General features: G+C 73.8%; 17 protein-coding genes. 7 read left to right on the top strand and 10 right to left on the bottom strand.

Annotated elements, in window-relative coordinates; all coding sequences use genetic code 11:
- Together HYE82_RS39355 and aceA are read right to left on the bottom strand one after the other, a co-directional pair.
- A partial coding sequence (locus HYE82_RS39355) for a transposase (RefSeq protein WP_369009814.1) occupies positions 1–101 on the bottom strand: 101 nt, incomplete at its 3' end.
- 22 nt (positions 102–123) lie between these two features.
- Entirely contained in the window at positions 124–1,410 is a 1,287-nt protein-coding gene (aceA, locus tag HYE82_RS22150) for an isocitrate lyase (protein WP_179175877.1), read from the bottom strand.
- 352 nt (positions 1,411–1,762) lie between these two features.
- Between aceA and HYE82_RS22145 the strand changes: the two genes are divergently transcribed.
- Together HYE82_RS22145 and HYE82_RS22140 are read left to right on the top strand one after the other, a co-directional pair.
- Positions 1,763–3,232 carry a short-chain fatty acyl-CoA regulator family protein gene (locus tag HYE82_RS22145; protein ID WP_179175876.1) on the top strand — a complete coding sequence of 490 codons (1,470 nt, stop codon included), beginning with the start codon at positions 1,763–1,765 and terminating at the stop codon, positions 3,230–3,232.
- Between the two features lie 410 nt (positions 3,233–3,642).
- Positions 3,643–4,332, top strand: a complete 690-nt coding sequence (locus tag HYE82_RS22140; RefSeq protein WP_309144406.1) for a class I SAM-dependent methyltransferase — start codon at positions 3,643–3,645, stop codon at positions 4,330–4,332.
- Positions 4,333–4,501: 169 nt separating this feature from the next.
- On the opposite strand, the gene HYE82_RS22135 is transcribed toward HYE82_RS22140, so the two are convergent.
- The 5 genes from HYE82_RS22135 to HYE82_RS22115 all read right to left on the bottom strand — a co-directional run bounded on the left by HYE82_RS22135 (position 4,502) and on the right by HYE82_RS22115 (position 7,658).
- Complete coding sequence (locus HYE82_RS22135; RefSeq protein WP_179175880.1) at positions 4,502–4,849, bottom strand: helix-turn-helix transcriptional regulator; 348 nt, start codon at positions 4,847–4,849, stop codon at positions 4,502–4,504.
- Positions 4,850–5,037: 188 nt separating this feature from the next.
- Positions 5,038–5,412 (bottom strand): hypothetical protein, encoded by a 375-nt coding sequence (locus HYE82_RS22130; RefSeq protein ID WP_179175874.1) that lies wholly within the window; start codon positions 5,410–5,412, stop codon positions 5,038–5,040.
- Between the two features lie 309 nt (positions 5,413–5,721).
- On the bottom strand, positions 5,722–6,384 hold the full coding sequence (locus HYE82_RS22125) for a 1-acyl-sn-glycerol-3-phosphate acyltransferase (protein WP_179175873.1): 663 nt from the start codon (positions 6,382–6,384) through the stop codon (positions 5,722–5,724).
- A 185-nt stretch (positions 6,385–6,569) separates the two neighbouring features.
- The gene (locus HYE82_RS22120) at positions 6,570–7,172 is read right to left on the bottom strand and encodes an NUDIX hydrolase (protein WP_179175872.1); all 603 of its coding nucleotides are present in this window, start codon (positions 7,170–7,172) and stop codon (positions 6,570–6,572) included.
- A 168-nt stretch (positions 7,173–7,340) separates the two neighbouring features.
- Complete coding sequence (locus HYE82_RS22115) at positions 7,341–7,658, bottom strand: hypothetical protein (RefSeq protein ID WP_179175871.1); 318 nt, start codon at positions 7,656–7,658, stop codon at positions 7,341–7,343.
- Positions 7,659–7,984: 326 nt separating this feature from the next.
- On the opposite strand from HYE82_RS22115, the gene HYE82_RS22110 reads away from it, so the two are divergent.
- Positions 7,985–10,294, top strand: a complete 2,310-nt coding sequence (locus tag HYE82_RS22110; RefSeq protein ID WP_218782908.1) for an immune inhibitor A domain-containing protein — start codon at positions 7,985–7,987, stop codon at positions 10,292–10,294.
- Positions 10,295–10,398: 104 nt separating this feature from the next.
- Here HYE82_RS22110 and HYE82_RS22105 read toward each other — a convergent pair whose 3' ends face one another.
- The 3 genes from HYE82_RS22105 to HYE82_RS22095 all read right to left on the bottom strand — a co-directional run bounded on the left by HYE82_RS22105 (position 10,399) and on the right by HYE82_RS22095 (position 12,778).
- Positions 10,399–11,004 (bottom strand): hypothetical protein, encoded by a 606-nt coding sequence (locus HYE82_RS22105; RefSeq protein ID WP_179175870.1) that lies wholly within the window; start codon positions 11,002–11,004, stop codon positions 10,399–10,401.
- Positions 11,001–11,561, bottom strand: a complete 561-nt coding sequence (locus HYE82_RS22100; RefSeq protein ID WP_179175869.1) for a hypothetical protein — start codon at positions 11,559–11,561, stop codon at positions 11,001–11,003. The genes HYE82_RS22105 and HYE82_RS22100 overlap by 4 nt, the downstream gene beginning before the upstream one ends.
- Before the next feature lie 251 nt (positions 11,562–11,812).
- Positions 11,813–12,778, bottom strand: a complete 966-nt coding sequence (locus tag HYE82_RS22095; RefSeq protein ID WP_179175868.1) for a TIGR03557 family F420-dependent LLM class oxidoreductase — start codon at positions 12,776–12,778, stop codon at positions 11,813–11,815.
- A gap of 97 nt (positions 12,779–12,875) precedes the next feature.
- Between HYE82_RS22095 and HYE82_RS22090 the strand changes: the two genes are divergently transcribed.
- The 4 genes from HYE82_RS22090 to HYE82_RS22075 all read left to right on the top strand — a co-directional run.
- A complete protein-coding gene (locus HYE82_RS22090) occupies positions 12,876–14,084 on the top strand; it encodes a PP2C family protein-serine/threonine phosphatase (RefSeq protein ID WP_179175867.1) in 1,209 nt (402 codons plus the stop codon).
- 119 nt (positions 14,085–14,203) lie between these two features.
- A complete protein-coding gene (locus HYE82_RS22085) occupies positions 14,204–14,767 on the top strand; it encodes a hypothetical protein (protein ID WP_179175866.1) in 564 nt (187 codons plus the stop codon).
- Between the two features lie 5 nt (positions 14,768–14,772).
- Entirely contained in the window at positions 14,773–15,819 is a 1,047-nt protein-coding gene (locus tag HYE82_RS22080; protein ID WP_179175878.1) for an NAD-dependent epimerase/dehydratase family protein, read from the top strand.
- A gap of 418 nt (positions 15,820–16,237) precedes the next feature.
- On the top strand, positions 16,238–17,446 hold a 1,209-nt coding region (locus tag HYE82_RS22075), incomplete at its 3' end, for a cytochrome P450 (protein ID WP_306439614.1).

Here is a 17,446-nt window from a genome sequence, read left to right as displayed (position 1 = left end):
TGCCGGTGATCACGCCACGGACGCCCACGCCCGTCCATGCGCGGCAGCAAGGGCTCTATCCGCTCCCACGCCGCATCCGTCAACTCGCCTCGACCTGCCACAAGATCAATTATCAGACAGGCCTTAGTGGAACTGCTCCTCCTCCGTGGAGCCTGCGAGCGCCGTGGTGGAGGAGTCCGGGTTCACGGCGGTGGAGACCAGATCGAAGTAGCCGGTGCCGACCTCGCGCTGGTGCTTCACGGCGGTGAAACCGTGGGCCTGGGCGGCGAACTCCCTTTCCTGGAGGTCGACGTAGGCGGTCATGCCGTGCTCGGCGTAGCCGCGGGCGAGGTCGAACATGCCGTGGTTGAGGGAGTGGAAGCCCGCCAGGGTGATGAACTGGAACTTGTATCCCATGGCGCCGAGTTCGCGCTGGAACTTGGCGATCCGGTCGTCGTCCAGGGCCGCCTTCCAGTTGAAGGAGGGCGAGCAGTTGTACGCCAGCATCTGATCGGGGTACCGGGCGTGCATCGCCTCGGCGAACTCGCGGGCCTGGGCGAGGTCCGGCGTACCGGTCTCGACCCAGATCAGGTCGGCGTACGGGGCGTACGCGAGGCCGCGGGCGATGACCGGGGCCATGCCGTTCTGCACCCGGTAGAAGCCCTCAGCAGTGCGCTCGCCGGTGGTGAACTGTGCGTCGCGCTCGTCGACGTCGCTGGTGAGGAGGTTCGCGGCCAGGGCGTCCGTGCGGGCGATGATCAGGGTGGGGGTGTCGGCGACGTCGGCCGCGAGGCGGGCCGCGTTGAGGGTGCGGACGTGCTGGGAGGTGGGGACGAGGACCTTCCCGCCGAGGTGGCCGCACTTCTTCTCGGAGGCCAGCTGATCCTCGTAGTGGATGCCGGCCGCGCCGGCCGCGATCAGCGCCTTGGTGAGCTCGAAGGCGTTGAGCGGGCCGCCGAAGCCGGCCTCGGCGTCGGCGACGATCGGGGCGAGCCAGTCCGTCGTGTCCGTCCCGCCCTCGGCGGTGGCGATCTGGTCGGCCCGCAGCAGGGCGTTGTTGATCCTGCGGACCACCTGGGGAACGGAGTTGACGGGGTACAGGCTCTGGTCGGGGTAGGTGTGCCCGGCCTGGTTGGCGTCGGCGGCGACCTGCCAGCCCGACAGGTAGACGGCCTGGAGGCCGGCCCGGACCTGCTGGACGGCCTGCCCGCCGGTCAGCGCGCCCAGGGCGTGGACGTAGTCCAGCTCGTGGAGCTGCCGCCACAGCCGCTCGGCTCCGCGCCGGGCCAGGGTGTGCTCCTCGCGGACACTGCCCGAGAGGCGGACCACGTCCGCAGCCGCGTACGTGCGCTCGATGCCCGCCCAGCGCGGATCCGTCGCCCACCGCCGGGCCAGCGCCTCGGCCGCCGCCGTCCTGTCTGCCTGAACCATGGGCCTCTCCCTGCATCGTGTGTGACCGGCCCCTGCCGGGCCAAGGTTGGGAATGGGTGTCACCGGGTGTCGCGGTGAGCGCGGCCGGCCGGGCCCTCCCCGCAGGTGTGGAGCACCGAGCAACAGGGGGCACCGCGGCGCCGGGACCCCGGAGGCCTTCCGGTGTCAGGGCGGAAGCCGTCTCCGGCCGCCGCGTCCCGGCCCCGTACCGGCCGGCCGCGGTACGACTCTGTCAGCGGCACCCGGTGCCGACAACCGTGGCCCGATGCCAAGTTGTGCGAATCTTCCGGCGCCGGATTGCCAAGGTTGCGAAGGTCCGGACAGCCGCGCGGGCGCCTAGACTCCTGATGCCATGAGCAAGACGTACGCGGGAGCGCGACTGAGGCGGCTGCGCGAGGAGCGCCGCATGAGCCAGGCCGAACTGGCCCGGGCCCTCGCCATCTCGCCCAGCTACCTCAACCAGATGGAGCACGACGCGCGGCCGCTGACCGTGCCGGTGCTGCTGCGGCTGACCGAGACCTTCGGGGTGGACCCGGGGTTCTTCGCGGAGCACGACACCGGCCGGCTCCTGGCCGACCTGCGCGAGGCCCTCGCCGACGACCTGTCCGCGGCCCGGGTCTCCCCCGGCGACCTCTCCGCCCTGGCCTCCCGGCTGCCGGCCGTCGCCGACGTCCTCCTCGACCTGGGCCGCCGCAACCAGGCCCTCACCGAACGGCTCGCCGACGTCGCCGACGGCCGCGGCGGCCTCCCCGACCTCACCAGGCAGCGCGCACCGCACGAGGAGATCCGCGAGTTCTTCTACCGCCGCCGGAACTACCTGCACACCACCGACCTCGCCGCCGAACGCCTCGCCGGCGCCCTCGGCATCCGTCCGGGAGAGGTGCGGACCGCCCTCGCCCGGCGGCTCTCCGACCACCACCACGTCCGGATCGACACCGTCCCCGGCCCGAGCACGGGTACGGGTACGGGAGCCGGTCCCGGCGCCGGCGCGGCCGGAGACCGGCTGCACCACTACGACCCCGTGCGCCGCACCCTGTGGCTGTCGTCCCGGCTGCGCCCCGGCCAGCAGGCCTTCCGCATGGCCACCCAGCTGGCCCTGCTGGAACACGGCGAAGGAATCTCCGAACTGGCCGCCGAGGACTACGAGCCGGACTCCCCCACCTGGTCGCTGGCCCGCATCGGCATCGCCAACTACTTCGCGGCCGCGCTGGTCCTCCCGTACGAGCCCTTCCACACTGCGGCCGAGCACGTCCGCTACGACATCGAGCGGCTCACCGGCCTCTTCGGCCTCGGCTACGAGACGGTCTGCCACCGCCTCAGCACCCTGCAGCGCCCCCGCCACCGGGGCGTCCCTTTCTCCTTCGTCCGGGTGGACCGGGCCGGCAACCTGTCCAAGCGGCAGTCCGCGACCGGGTTCCACTTCTCCCGCGCCGGCGGCACCTGCCCGCTGTGGAACGTGTACGAGGCCTTCGCCTCACCGGGGCGGATCCACGTCCAGGTCGCCGCCATGCCCGACGGCCGGCGCCACCTGTGGACGGCCCGGGCCGTGACCCGGCACGGCGGCGGCTGGGGGGAGCCGGGCAAGACGTACGCCATCGGCCTCGGCTGCGAACTGCGGCACGCCGCCCGCCTCGTGTACTCCGACGGGCTGGACCTCGGCAACGCAGCGGCCGCCACGCCGATCGGCATGGGCTGCCGCGTCTGCGAACGCCTCGAATGCCCGCAGCGCGCGGCGCCGCCGCTGGGCCGTGCGCTGGCCGTCGACGAGAACACCAGCACCTTCGTCCCGTACACGGTGGTGGCGGAAGACCGCCGTCCGTGAGCCAAGGGCGGTCCCGCACCCCGAACGGGGCGCCCCTTCCGCGGGGTTCATGACTGCCCCGCAGCGGTGAGCGGGCACGACCGCCGTCACACGCACTGGACCACTGGACCACTGGACCACTGGACCGCCGGGCCCGGGAAGCGACGGCCGGCAGGAGACCACCCTGGCCCACCCGCATCGGGCCGCCGCCCGGCGGGCGCACCTGGAGCTCCCCCTGCTTCCGAAGAGCGCGACCGGGAGGGGGCCCGGCGGACCTGGAGCACATGGCCGCGGCAGCCCGCCGCGGCCGCGACCGCCCGGGCGGGCATGCGGGGATCCCGGCGGGCGGGCAGGACGGCGTGCGTCTGCGGAGGCGGTGCGCGGGGAAGGGTGGTTCGGTCGGACATGACGGTGCGGGAAGGGAGTGTGCGGTGCACGGAGACGAGCCGGAGCGGTCCACGCCGGGGCAGGGGCGGCGGGGGACGGTGTCCGCGGCCGAGTTGTTCGACGGTCTGGGCCTCGACTACGAGCGTGCCTTCGGGCGGCTGCCGGCCCAGCTGGCGGCGGTGGAGTGGCTGTCCGCACGGCTCGATCCGGGGGCGCGCGTCCTGGACGTCGGCAGCGGGACGGGGCGGCCGGTCGCCGAACGCCTGGTGCGCGCCGGCTGTGAGGTGACGGGGATCGACGTGTCCGGGGTGATGGTCGGGCTGGCCCGGGCGCAGGTGCCCGGGGCCCGGTTCGAGCAGTGCGACGTACGCGGGTTCAGCGCGCCGGAAGGGAGCTTCGACGCCGTCTGCGCGTTCTTCCCGCTGCTGATGATGAGCCGGGAGGAGGCCTGCGCGGCGCTGGAGCGGATGGCCGGCTGGCTGGCGCCCGGCGGGTACCTCGTGTCGGCCACGGTGCCGGCCGATGTCGAGGGCGTCGAGATCGAGTGGATGGGGCGCCGGGTCGAGGTCTCCGCTTTCCCGGCCGAGGAATACCTGCGCAGGCTGCGCGAGGACTGCGGGCTGGAGGTCCTCCACCATGCCGTCTCGCTCTTCGAACCGGAGGGGGAGCTCGCGGCCCCGGAGGAGCACCTGTTCTGCTACGCCCGCCGCCGTCCGGCGGCGGCCCCGCGCTGAGCGGAAGGGCTGACTGCCGGGCCGGGCAGCCGGGCGGGCCGACGACACGGCCGACCGGCCGACGACACGGAACACGCCTGCGGCACGGTGGGGCGGACCCCGCCGTGCCGCGTGCGTTCCGGCTGCCCCGGCCGGCCTGTCCGCGGGGACGGCACGGCGGGGCCGGCCGTCAGGTGCTCGCCGGGTCGGGCTCCACCTGCCTGAGTTCGGCGAGCAGCTCGTTCCGCCCGGCCAGCATCTCGGTGAGGATGCGGCGGGCCGCCCGCAGCAGGTCGGCGACGTCCCCGCCGGCCAGGGCGTAGGTCACGGTGGAGCCTTCACGGGTCGACACCACGATCCCCGACCGGCGCAGGACCGCCAGCTGCTGGGAGAGGTTGGACGGCTCGATGTCGATCTCGGCCAGCAGGCCGCGGACCGGTTTCGGGCCGTCCTGCAGGAGTTCGAGCACCCGTATGCGGACCGGGTGGCCGAGCATCCGGAAGAACTCCGCCTTGGCCTGGTACAGCGGCACCTGAATTCCCACGACGCTCCTGCTGCTCCTCGGTCCCGTTGCCACGTCCCGCGCATCCCGCCACCGGACGACCTTTCGTGTCCATCGTCCCGTCCTGTCCGCCCACGCGGAACCGAAGTTGACCACTTTCGGATGTGCCGAGTTGAAGACATTTGCAACTCATGGGCATGCGTGGGCCTGACAGTGCGCCGCTTCTAGACCTCCAGATCCGCCTCGATGCGGCGCAACTGGTGGCGGGCCATGGCCAGGTTGGAGCGGCCCTTGTCCAGCACGAGGTAGAGGAACAGGCCGGAACCGCTGCGGCTCTTCAGCACGCGGATCAGGTGGTACTGGTTCCCCAGCGTGATCAGCAGGTCCTCGATCTCGTCCTGCAGTCCCAGCATCTCCATGGCGCGGACCTTCGCCCGGATCACGTCGGTGTTGCCCGCAGCCGCGACCCCGAGGTCCAGGTCCTTGCTGCCCCCCAGCGTGCCGAGGGCCATTCCGCTGCTGTAGTCCACCAGGGCCACGCCCAGCACCCCGTCGATCGAGGTCATCGCTTCCTTCAGTGAAACTTCCACGTTGGCCATGGCCGTACCTCTCGTCCTGCGCTCTGCCGTTACCGGCACCGGATCTTCCGTAACGGGACGCTACCGAGCGGCGGCCGCCGAGCGGGCGGATCCCGGGATTCGGCGGAAAATCAACGGCGTGCCGGGCGAGGGCGGGACGGAGGGAGTTACTCCGCCGCCCCCGCGACCGGCGCCGCACCTCGGGTTCCGCGATGACCCGCCGCACCGGAGACACGGTCAGGGGCGGATGGGGGGGCGATTGCCGGCGGGTCAGTCGAACGGAGGACGATTCTTTTCGGCCCGAAGGGCCGGGGCCGCAGGCCGGACGGCCTATGCGGCCAGGGCGGCGGGCTCGTCGAGATGAGCGGCGGCCGTGCGCCAGGCGTCCGTGACCGCGCGGTGCGCCTGCCGGGTCCGGTCGGAGCCGTCCCCGCTCAGGTGGACGGGGGCACCGACGTGGACGTGCAGGTCCGGGCGCCGCAGCGGGGCGGTGACCAGGCCCGCGATCTGCTTCGCCGCGCCCCCCGAGGTGACGCGGCGGGCCCCGGCCTGTCCGACCGGCACGACGGGGGCGCCGGTGCGTTCGGCGAGCCGGGCCAGCCCGCTGCGGAAGGCGCCGGGCGCGGCCTCCGCGGCGTCCCTACGCTCCGGAATGCCACCTTCCGCGTACATGAGGACCAGCCGGCCCTCCCGCAGGGCGGCTTCGGCGAGGTCGAGGGCCTCCGCGGCCCGCCGGGTCCGGCGGTACACGGGGATGTGGCCCTCGCGGGCGAGGGAACGCCCGAGCAGCGGAACGCGCCAGAGCCCGGCGGCGGCCATGACGACGGGCTCCACGCCGAGGCGGCGCAGCGCGGCCATGACGATGGCCGGGTCGGCGAGGGAGGTGTGGTTCGCGGCGAGCACGCTGCCCGGTGCGAGGACGGCGTCGCGGTCCGCGGTCACGCGAAGGCGCCCGAACGCAGGCACGAGGGCGTCGGCGAGGCGGCTGATCATGTGGATCTCCCGTTGCGAGCAGTGGTGTTCACCATCGTCGGCGCCCACCCTGCGGCCGGCCTGAGCGTTCCTACTCAGGCCGGGCGGGCACCGTACCCAGGCAACGCGCCGGTGCCGTCCGCGGTCACACACACCGGCGACGCGGTGTCACGGCCCGCTCGGCCCCGCCGGCCGGGCCTCGGAGATCAGATCCACGTGTGGTTCCGGTCCGTGACGGGGGGCAGCGCGGCATCGGGCACGGCCGCGCGCGGCTCGGGGAGGGCTGCGAGGGCGGGCCCGACCGGCGGGAAGAGCGGCAGCGAGGCCGCCTCCCGGTAGTCGATCCACTCGATCACGCCGATGTCGTGGGTGCCGTCGGGGAGCTCGTCCGCCTCGTGCGCGGCGAGGCCGGACCGGACCGCCGGGGTGATGTGGAAGCGGTAGAGCAGGTGGAGCTTGCGGGGCGGGGCCGTGGGCCCGGGCCGGGTCACCCGCTGGTCGACGACCCACATCAGGTCGCCCCCCTCGGCCAGGCCGGCGTCGAGGGCGAGTTCCTCCGCGAGTTCCCGGTGCAGGGCCGCGGTGAAGTCCTCCCCGTCCTCGACGTTGCCGCCGGGCAGGGTGTACAGGACGGAGGCGGGGCGGTCCCGGCGGATGAGGGCCACCTCGTCACCGCAGAAGACGAGGGCTCTCGTCCGGACCTTGATACGGGCGAACGGGGCGGACGGGGCGGACGGCGACGGGTCCGCGGCGGGACGTGCGGTGCCTGCGGGACGCTCAGGGCCTGTGTGGTCTGCGGGATGCGGCATGGCGTCAGTATCACGGGCCGTGCCGGGACCGTTCGCGCGGGGCGGCGAACCCCCTGCTCCGCCGACTGGAGCAGGGGGTCCGGACGGCACTTCGCCGGTTCGGGGACGTACGGATGCACGCGCCCCGCCCGGCGACGGACCACGTCGGGCCGGCCAAGCCGGGGCAGCTCAGCCGGTGTCCTCCCGGGCGAGGGCCAGCGCGAGGTCCTGGAGGATCTGCTCCGTGCTCACGTCCGGGCCGGCGCTGTCGTGGGCGTCGGCGAGCGCGTCGAAGGCCAGGATGAACCCGTTCACCAGCGCGCTCAGCGGCGCCGACACCTGCTCGATCACCGCCTGGCCGACCTCCTGCGCCGTGGCGTCGGCCGGGACGGCGAACTGGGTCGGTACGACCTCCGCCAGCAGGTCGGAGACGAATGCCGTGTCGGCTCCGGAACGCAGGGCGGTGAGCGCGGCGATCGCCTTCAGCTTGATCTCGTTCTCCGTCACCAGGCGAGCTTAGGACGCAGGCGGCCGGGCGGCCGCCAACCAGGGTCCCTCCGCAGAGTGATGCCCGTGAACGCCCTCGTTTCGACGGAGCTGCCCGTCTGCCCGGCCTCCGGCCCGCCGGATGCGGCGGGCCCGCCGCGGGCGGTGGCCGACCCCAACGGTCCTCGGCGGAGCGGGCGCTGACGCCCCGTTCTGCCCGCCCCGCTGCCCGGAACGGGTCGGCGGGCGGTTCGGCTACCCATCAACTGTCACATGTGAAATATTACCCGCGCTTCCTTCAGCCTTCCCTCTCAGTGAAAGGCCGTCCGTTGCGCAGACTCGCCGTGGTGGGAGCCGCGATATCGTTCGCGCTCCTCGCCACCCCCGCGCTCGCCGCCACCGCGCCACCGCCCCGGCCCACGCCGTCCGCCGGGCCGGCGCAGCACGCCGAGCACGCCCCCGCTCCCCCGCCCGCGCCCCTGGAACTCCAGCGACAGGCCCTGCGCCGGCAGGCGCTGGAAGGCGTCGCCGCCGGCGGTCCCGCCGGGCTGCGCGCGGAAGCCGACGGAACCCTTCCCCGCCGGGCCCAGGTCGGCAAGCGGTACGTCGAACTCGCCCAGGAACGCAAGGACAAGGTGTTCGTCATCCTCGCCGAGTTCGGCGACCAGGTGGACACCACCACCGAGTTCGAGGGCAAGCCCCGCTTCGGAGGCACCCCAGGCCCCCGCCACAACGCCATCCCCAGGCCCGCCTCGACCGACAACCACACCCTGTGGCGCAAGGACTTCGACCGGGCCTTCCACGAGCGGCAGTTCTTCTCCACGGAGCCCGAGTCCGCGTCCCTGCGGGCCTACTACCGGCTCCAGTCCTCCGGCCGGTACGACATGGACGGCTACGTGTCCGACTGGGTCAGGCTCCCCTGGAACGAGGCCCGCTACGGCACCGACAACTGCTCCGAGCCCGGGCAGTGCCGGACCAACTGGGACATGATCCGCGACGCGACCGCCGCCTGGTACGACGCCGAGCGCGCCAAGGGCCGTACGCCCGGGCAGATCAAGGCGCAGCTCGCCGAGTACGACGTGTGGGACCGGTACGACGCCGACCACGACGGGAACTTCGACGAGCCGGACGGCTACCTCGACCACCTGATCGTGGTGCACGCCGGCAAGGACCAGACCTGGGGCGGAGGCGACCAGGGCAAGGACGCCGTCTGGGCGCACCGCTGGTTCGCGTACTGGAACCAGGCCGGCAGCGCGGGCCCCGACGGCAACAAGGCGGGCGGCACCCCCGTCGGTGACTCCGGCATCTGGGCCGGGGACTACCTGACTGCGGGCGAGAACAGCGGGGCCGGGCTCTTCGCCCACGAGTTCGGCCACGACCTCGGGCTCCCGGACCTGTACAGCTCGGACGGGGACAACAGCGTCAACTTCTGGTCCCTGATGTCCTCGGGCTCGTACCTGGCCAAGGGCCGCAACACCACGGGCGCGTTCCCGGGCGACCTCGACCCGTGGAGCAAGCTCCAGCTGGGCTGGCTGGAGTACACGGAGGCCGACGCGGGCCGCAGGACGCGCGCCGTGCTGGGCGTGTCGGGCTACAACACCGAGGACCCGCAGGCGCTTCTGGTGCACCTGCCGCCGTCGGAGAAGCGGACCGAGCTGACCGACCCGTACGAGGGCGGCAGCCAGTGGTGGAGCGGCACCGGGGACTTCATGGACAACACCCTCTCGCGAACGGTCGACCTCACCGGCTCGGCCGGGCGCGTCCGTCTGGACGCGCGGGTCTGGTACGACATCGAGCAGGACTTCGACTTCCTGACGGTGGAGGCCTCCACGGACGACGGCTCCTCCTGGACGGTCCTCCCCGGCACGGTGAACGGAGCCGCGATCCCGGCGAAGGGCGTGTCCGGGGCCTCGGACGGCTGGGCGGAGATCGCCGTGCCGCTGGACCGGTTCGCGGGGGGCAGCATCCGGCTGCGGCTGCGGGTGACGTCCGACAGCAACACCCACGGCAGGGGCGTCGCCTTCGACGACATCCGCATCACGGCGGACGACGGGGCCCGCGAGCTGCTGCGCGACGGGGCGGAGCAGGGCGCGAACGGTTGGAGCGCGGTCAAGTGGTCGCGTACCGAAGGCCGTACGGGCAGCGAGCGGCATCCGCGCGCCTACCTGGTGGAGAACCGCCGCTACACCGGCTACGGCAAGCAGTTGCGGACCGGGCCGTACAACTTCGGCTTCACGGGCGACCAGGTGGAGTTCTACCCGTACCAGCAGGGGGTGCTGATCTGGCTGTGGGACACCGCCTACAGCGACAACACCACGAAGGCCCATCCGGGGGGCGGGATGCTGCTGCCCGTCGACGCCCGCCCGGAACCGCTGCGGCACGGGGACGGCTCGCTGCTGAACGCCCGCGCGCAGACCTTCGACGCGCCGTTCTCGCTGCGGGCGGGCGACCGGATCGTCCTGCACAAGGCGGGCACACCCACGGTGATCCCGTCGCGGCCGGGCGTGTCCGTCTTCGACGACCGCCGGGGCTCGTACTGGAACGCCGATCTGCCGCAGGTCGGGGTGAAGGTGCCGGATACGGGGACGCGGATCGCGGTGGTCAAGGAGGCCTCGGGCGGCGCGCTCACGACGGTCCAGGTCAGCCCTTCTCCGTGAGCCGGAGTGCATGAACGTGTGAACGTGTGAACGGGCCGTCCGCCCCCCGGAGCGGGAGACGGACGGCCCGTTCGTGTCGGCGCGTCGGCGTGCGGCGTGTGCGGTCAGGTGCTCAGCAGTCGGTTGAAGAAGGACCGGTAGCGCTGGAGGGCCAGGCGGAGGTCCTCGGTGGCGACCTCGCCGCCGCTGCTCCACTGGTGCTCCAGGTCTTCCTTGTGAGAGGCGAACGTGCCGGCCAGGTGCTGCATGACGGCCGCCACGAGGCCGTCCGCGGCACGGACGGACTCCTTCGGGTCGTCGACGAAGCCCGCCTGGATGCGGCTCCACTGATCACGGAAGTCCGCGGCCTCGGATTCCGGCATCAGGGGCGTCGCGTCCGCCTCCGCCGTCCCGGCTCCGGTCGTTTCCCCGGCCCCGGTCCTGCCCGCTTCCGTCTCGTCCGCTCCGGCCGTTTCATCCGTCGCATCCGTCCTCGCGGCCGCCGCCGTCAGCCCGCCCGTGTCCGCCGCGTCCGGCCCGCCGTCCTCCTCCTGGAGGTCCGGCCGGTCCCTGCTCCCGGTCTCGTCGTCCGTGCCGGTGGCGTCGCCCGGGTAGAGGGGCCTCCCCTCCGCGGACTCCGTCGCCGTGTCGGGGTCGGCGTCCGTGTGCGGACGGGCCAGCTCTTCGGTGGTCAGTCCTTCACCGGGTCCGGTGGTCTCGTCGTGCTTCATTTCTCCTCCGTCCGGCTGCCCGCGCCCGAGGGCGCCGCCAGGAGCTCGTCGAACAGGGCGCGGTAGTGCACCATCGCCCCGCGCAGCTCTTCGGTGGTGGCTTGCCCGCCGCTGCGGTCCTGGACGTCGTGGGCGTCGCGGTAGTGCTTCAGGGTGCGGCCGTGCTCGACGGACAGGTCCTGGAGCTGCTGCTCGTACCCCTCCGTGGGATAGCCGCGCTCGCGCATGAGGCGGGTGACCAGGGAGTCCGCCTCGGAGACCGCGCTCTCGGGCCGGTCCACGAAGCGCTCCTGTACGCGGCTCCAGTCCTCGCTGTACTGCTGCCTCACCGCCGCCGGCAGTTCCCGGATCTCCAGGGCGTCGTGCCGCCGTTCGCGGCTGCGCAGTTCGCGGTCGGCCGAGAGCTGCCCGCCCGCTTCCTCGACGGTGCGCTCGTACTCGGGGCCGAACCGTTGCTTGAGGTGGCGCCGCCTCGACATCGCCCACAGGCCGACACCGATCAGAAGGAGCACGATGACGGACGGGACGATGATGGCGACAAGGGTTTCTGCTGACATTTCGGTCTCCAGGGGCCATCCGTGGGAGCTGGCCCGCGCCTGCCCCCGGCCCCTCCGCTCAAACGCCGCGCTCGCGGCGGAACTCGCAAACGGGGCCCGGAGGGGAGCTGGGCCGCAGTGGCTGCCCGGTCGTGCCTGAGGGTTCGAAGCCGGTCAGGTCCGTGCCCGGACGTCGGGCTACGGCCACGCGGTCGGCTGCCCACGTGTTGTGCGGCGCGGCCGCCATCAGCTCCTCGTTCTCGATCGCGGTGTCACAGCTCCCTCAGGGCCGGGAGCAGGTCCGTGCGGGCCCAGTCGAGGAAGGACTGCTGGTGCGCGCCGCCGATCTGGACGAGGGCCACCTCGTCGAACCCGGCGTCCACGTACGACCGGACCGCCGCGGTGAACGCTTCGACGTCCGCCCCGCAGGGGATGGCCTCCGCCAGGTTCTCGGGGCTCACGGCCTCCGCCGTCTGCCTGAAGCCGGCGGGCCCGCGGAGTTCGGCGTTGACCGGCCAGCCCGTCTGCGACCAGCGGAACTGCTCATGGGCGCGGGCCACGGCCGCATCGCGGTCGGGGTCGTGGCAGACGGGCACCTGGCCGACGCGCGGCTTTCCCGCGCCGCCGTGCCGGTCGAAGGCGTCCAGCAGCTCACGCTTCGGTTCGATGGCGATCACGAGGTCCGCGAGGCGTCCGGCGACGGCGCAGGAGCGCGGGCCGGACACGGCGATCCCGATCGGCGGGGGCGGGTCGGGGAGGTCCCACAGTCGGGCGTCGTCCACGTGGAAGTGGGGGCCGTCGTGGTCGACGGTCTCGCCGGCCAGCAGCCTGCGGATGACGGCCGCGGCCTCCTCCAGCCGTTCGATCCTGACCCGGGGCGCGGGCCAGCCCGCGCCGACCACGTGCTCGTTGAGGTTCTCGCCCGACCCCAGGCCGAGGCGGAACCGCCCCTGTGACAGCAGCTGTACCGTCGCCGCCTTCTGGGCGACCACGGCCGGGTGGTAGCGGTACGTCGGGCAGGTCACGTACGTCATCAGCGGGATGCGTTCGGTGGCCTGCGCGGCGGCACCGAGGACGCTCCACGCATAGGGGGCGTGGCCCTGCTCGTCGAGCCACGGGAAGTAGTGGTCGGAGATGACGGAGAAGTCGAAGCCCGCCTCCTCCGCGGCCACCACGTGCCCGACGAGGGCGCGCGGCCCGGCCTGTTCGGTCATCATCGTGTATCCGATACGCACCATGCGCGGCGTCTGACCCCCTCCGGCCGCACCCAAACCCGGATGGCCCGCCCCCGCCCGGCGAGGGGACACGTCCGTGCACCCGGGCTACCGTCGAGGTGTGGAAGGTGGGCAGGCCGAGGTGCACGGGGCCCTGGCGCGGGCGCTGCGCCGCAGCCATGGCATCGGCCCCGGTGAGGTCGCCGGTCTGATCGTCGAAGCGGGCCGCGAGCTGGGCCTGGGCGCGGTCGAGATCCGGCTCTCCGACGTCCAGCAGCGGCGCCTGGTGTCCCTGACCGGCGGGGCGGCCCTGGACATCGACGCCTCACTCGCCGGACTGGCCTACCGGACCCAGCAGGTGCAGCGCGAGTCGGGCGGCGACCGCGGCTCCTGGATCCCCATGGCCGACGGTATCGAGCGGCTCGGCGTGCTGTACGCCGCCCCGGACGGCGCCGCGGACCCGGCCGAGGCCACGGAGCGGGGAGAGGCCCTGGCCACTCTCGGCGCTCTCCTGGTGGTCTCCAAGAGCACGCACGACGACGGGCTGGTCACCGTCGTCCGGAGCCGGCCGATGAGCCACCAGGCCGAACTCCTGTGGGCCTTCCTGCCGCCGCGGACCATCGGCAGCGGGCGGGTCACCTCCAGCGCGGTCCTCGAACCGGCCTACGACGTCGGCGGGGACGCCTTCGACCACAGCTTCGACGGCGACGTCCTGCAGCTGGCGGTCCTGGACGCGATGGGGCACGACCTGGCGGCCGGCGGGGCGAGCTCCATCGCACTGGCGGCGTTCCGGGCCGCCCGGCGCGACGGCACCCGCGTCTCCGGCGGCTCCGGCGTCGCGGCCCTGGCGGGCGTCGCCCTGCGCATCGAGGAGGCGCTGCTCCGCTGGATCCCGGACCGGCTGCTGACCGGCGTCCTGGCCCGACTCGACACCGTGACGGGACAACTGACCTGGGTGAACTGCGGCCACCCGCCGCCCCTGCTGATCCGCGACGGCCACGTCGTGCCCCGGGCGCTGGAGCGGACGGCCCAGCTCCCGCTCGGCCTGGGTGCGTACGGGGAGGGGCGCGAGCCCCGCGGGCACACGGTACGGCTGCAGCCGGGCGACCGCGTGCTCGTCCACAGCGACGGCGTCACCGAGGCCCGCTCCCCCGACGGCGAGACGTTCGGGGAACAGCGGCTCACGGACTTCGTCGTACGGTCCATGGCGGCGGGCCAGGACGCTCCGGAAGCGCTGCGCCGGCTCGTGCTGAGCCTGATCGACCACCGGGCGCACGAGCTGCGCGACGACGCGACCATCCTCCTCACGGAGTGGCACCCGCCCCACTGACCGCTCGCCCTCCGCCGGGCCGCGGAAGCCCGGCCGCGCACGGCCGCCGACTGCGGTGTTTTCGAGGGCCGGACGGGGGCAGGCGCCCGGGCGGACACCGCGCGAAGAGGGGACCCGCCATGAAGGAACGCTCCGACCTCCACGAGGGCCGGCTGCTCGCCATCTACCTCAACGACCACCTCACCGGGGCCAACGCCGGCGTCTCGCTGATCCGCCGGACGGCCCGGCACCACCGGGACGGCGAACTCGGGCCGCAGCTGGAGCGGCTGGCCCGTCAGATCGCCGAGGACCGGGACAGCCTGCGCGAGGTCATGACCGCCCTGGACATCCCCGCGATGCACCTGCGCGCGGTGCTCGGCCGGATCGGCGAGCTGGCGGGCCGCCTCAAGCTCAACGGCCGCCTCGTGTCCCGCTCGCCGCTCAGCGACGTCCTGGAGCTGGAGGCGATGCGGCTCGGGGTGGAGGGGAAGACCGCCGCCTGGCGCTCCCTCCAATCGCTCGCCTCCACCGACGCGCGGCTCGACCGCGGCAGCATCGACCGGCTGCTGGAGCGCGCCCAGCGGCAGTCGGGCCTGTTGGAGAGCCTGCGGACGGCCGCGTCCGACCGGCTCTTCGCCCCGTCCGTACGCCGTGGGCGGACCAGCGTCCCGGCGGGTTCCGCACCGGGCGCGAAGGCGGCGTGAGGGTCATGAAGGTCGTGGTGACGGGCGCCACGGGCAACGCGGGCACCAGTGTCGTACGGGCGCTGGCCGCCGACCCGGGGGTGACCGAGGTGATCGGCCTCGCCCGCAGGATCCCCCGCTACGAGGTGCCGGGCGTCCGGTGGGTCGCCGGGAACGTGGTTCCCGGCGGGACGGATCTCGCCGGGCTGTTCGCGCGGGACGGGGCGGACGGCGTCGCGGTCGTGCACCTGGCGTGGAAGTTCCAGCCGACGCACGACCCGGTGGAGACCTGGCGCACGAACGTCCTGGGCAGCGTCCGTGTCTTCGAGGCCTGCGCGCGGGCCCGGGTCGACGTCCTCGTCCACGCCTCGTCCGTGGGCGCGTACTCCCCCGGCCCGGCGGACGGCAGCCGTGTGGACGAGACCTGGCCGACGCACGGCTGGCCGGGTGCCGCGTACACGCGGGAGAAGGCGTACCTGGAGCGGTACCTCGACGGGTTCGAGGCCGCCCACCAGGGGATGCGGGTGGTGCGGATGCGGCCCGCGTTCCTGTTCAAGGAGACGTCGGCGTCGGAGCAGCGGCGCATCTTCGCCGGGCCTCTGCTGCCGTGGAAGCTGATCCGGCCGGGCTTGGTGCCGGTGGTGCCGGCCGTCGGGGGCCTGCGGTTCCAGGCCCTGCACACCGACGACGCCGCGGAGGCCTACCGGGCGGCGGTGCTGCGTCCCGTGCGCGGGCCGTTCAACCTGGCCGCGGAGCCGGTCCTGGACACCGCGTCGGTGGCCCGGCTGCTGCACGCCCGGACGCTGCCGCTGCCCGCGGGCGCGGCCCGCGCAGCCCTGGCCGCGGCCTGGCGGATGCACCTGGTGCCGGCCGCGCCGGGACTCCTGGACGCGGTGCTGAGGCTTCCGCTGCTGTACGCCGACCGGGCCCGGCAGGAGCTCGACTGGGCGCCCGCCCGGACGGCGACGGAGGCGATGAGCGCCTTCCTGGAGGGCCTGCAGAGCGGTGCCGGCCTCGACACCCCGCCGCTGGCCGGGGCGGGCGCAGGCGGGTTCGGCGACCGCTGGAGGTGAGGGGTCGCAACCGGTGGGCCGCACTGGAGAGCGGCGCCGGCCTGCTGCGGCGCTCTCCGCGGACAGCCGCCGGGTCGTACCGGTCGCACTCCGCCTCCGGGCCGAGCCGGGCGCCACGCCGACCGTGTTCGCCGGGGCACGGGGTGACGTGTCGGGCCGGGGCGCGGCCTGGCGGGGCATCCCGCGCGGACGTGCGGAGGCGGGCGCCCGGTCCGGGTACGGCGGCCAGGGCGGGACCTCCTGGCTGGCCCGGCGTCGGCCCGTTCGCCCGTACGGCCCCCGGCCGGGCGGCGGACCCATGGCGGACTGCCGTCCCGCGGCGCCGCAGGGGCTGCGCCGGTTCCGGGAGTGCCTGCGGGGGCCGGGCCGACGGCCGTACGCGGTGCCGCCACGCGGACGGGCGGGCATCATGAGTCTCATGAGAGTCCCCGTGCACGGGCGGGGTGACAGCACCCTCCCCTTGCTGCTCCACGGATACGCCTGGTTGCCCAACCGGCTCCGCGAGACGGCGGGAGCCCCGGTGCGGACCCACCTGCTGGGCCACCCGGCCATCGCCCTGCACGGCCCCCAGGCGGTGCCGTTCTTCTACGACGAGCAGAACGTCCGCCGGTCCGGGGCGGTGCCCGAGCCCGTTCTCGACACCCTGTTCGGCAGGGGCTCCGTGCACACCCTCGACGGTGCGGCCCACCGGGTCCGCAAGGCCCTGTTCCTGTCCCTGCTCAAGGATCCGGACGGCGTCGCCGCGCTCACCGAGGCCGCGGTCCGGCACTGGCGGGGGGCCGTCGAGAGCGACCGGGGCGGGGCCGTCGTGCTCTTCGACACGGCCGCCGAGGCTCTCGCCCGGGCCGTGTGCGAGTGGGTGGGTCTGGCGGCGACCGCCGAACAGGCCCGGCTCATGGCGCACGACTGCGTGGCCATGGTCGACGGGTTCGCCGGCCCCGGGCTGCGACACGTGCGCGCCCGGCACTCCCGTACCCGGCAGGAGGCGGCCCTCGCCGCCCTGGTCACGGCGGTGCGGGAGGGCCGGCAGCAGGTCCGGGCCGGCTCGGCGCTCGAGGCCGTCGCCGGTCACCGCGATGTCGACGGGCTCCCGCCGGACGAGCGGACCTGTGCGGTCGAGCTCCTCAACATCATCCGGCCGACGGTCGCGATCACCTGGTTCATCACGTTCGCCGCGCACGCCCTGCACCGCCACCCGGACCTCGCCGAGGAGCTCCGCACGGCGTCCGGCCGGCACCTCGGGGACCTGAGCACGGCCTTCGCCCACGAGGTGCGGCGCTTCTACCCCTTCGTCCCGTTCGTCGGCGGGGTCGCCGCCCGGGACCTCACCTGGCAGGGCATCCGCATCCAGCAGGGCACCATGATCCTGCTCGACGTCTACGGCCACCACCACGACCCGGCGCTGTGGGACAACCCGTACCACTTCACCCCCGCCCGCTTCACCGCACATCCCGACGCCGTGGACCGCCTGGTCGCCCAGGGCGGCGGTGATCCCGCCCAGGGGCACCGCTGCCCGGGCGAGGACATCACCGTCAGCGTCCTGGCGGCGTTCAGCGGCGAGCTGGCCCACCTGGACCACGAGGTCCCCGACCAGGACCTGACCATCCCGCTGTCCCGGATCCCCACC

Source organism: Streptomyces sp. BR123 (genome assembly GCF_013401435.1).
In the GTDB taxonomy this organism is placed as follows: domain Bacteria; phylum Actinomycetota; class Actinomycetes; order Streptomycetales; family Streptomycetaceae; genus Streptomyces.
This window is presented reverse-complemented; position numbering and strand designations above follow the sequence as displayed.

What these genes read in the sequence shown, in the direction of transcription:
- HYE82_RS22080 (WP_179175878.1), top strand. Translation starts at nt 14,773, where the DNA reads ATGAAGGTCGTGGTGACGGGCGCCACGGGCAACGCGGGCACCAGTGTC.
- HYE82_RS22100 (WP_179175869.1), bottom strand. Translation starts at nt 11,561, where the DNA reads ATGTCAGCAGAAACCCTTGTCGCCATCATCGTCCCGTCCGTCATCGTG.
- HYE82_RS22095 (WP_179175868.1), bottom strand. Translation starts at nt 12,778, where the DNA reads ATGGTGCGTATCGGATACACGATGATGACCGAACAGGCCGGGCCGCGC.
- HYE82_RS22130 (WP_179175874.1), bottom strand. Translation starts at nt 5,412, where the DNA reads ATGGCCAACGTGGAAGTTTCACTGAAGGAAGCGATGACCTCGATCGAC.
- HYE82_RS22105 (WP_179175870.1), bottom strand. Translation starts at nt 11,004, where the DNA reads ATGAAGCACGACGAGACCACCGGACCCGGTGAAGGACTGACCACCGAA.
- HYE82_RS22125 (WP_179175873.1), bottom strand. Translation starts at nt 6,384, where the DNA reads ATGATCAGCCGCCTCGCCGACGCCCTCGTGCCTGCGTTCGGGCGCCTT.
- aceA (WP_179175877.1), bottom strand. Translation starts at nt 1,410, where the DNA reads ATGGTTCAGGCAGACAGGACGGCGGCGGCCGAGGCGCTGGCCCGGCGG.
- HYE82_RS22085 (WP_179175866.1), top strand. Translation starts at nt 14,204, where the DNA reads ATGAAGGAACGCTCCGACCTCCACGAGGGCCGGCTGCTCGCCATCTAC.
- HYE82_RS22120 (WP_179175872.1), bottom strand. Translation starts at nt 7,172, where the DNA reads ATGCCGCATCCCGCAGACCACACAGGCCCTGAGCGTCCCGCAGGCACC.
- HYE82_RS22145 (WP_179175876.1), top strand. Translation starts at nt 1,763, where the DNA reads ATGAGCAAGACGTACGCGGGAGCGCGACTGAGGCGGCTGCGCGAGGAG.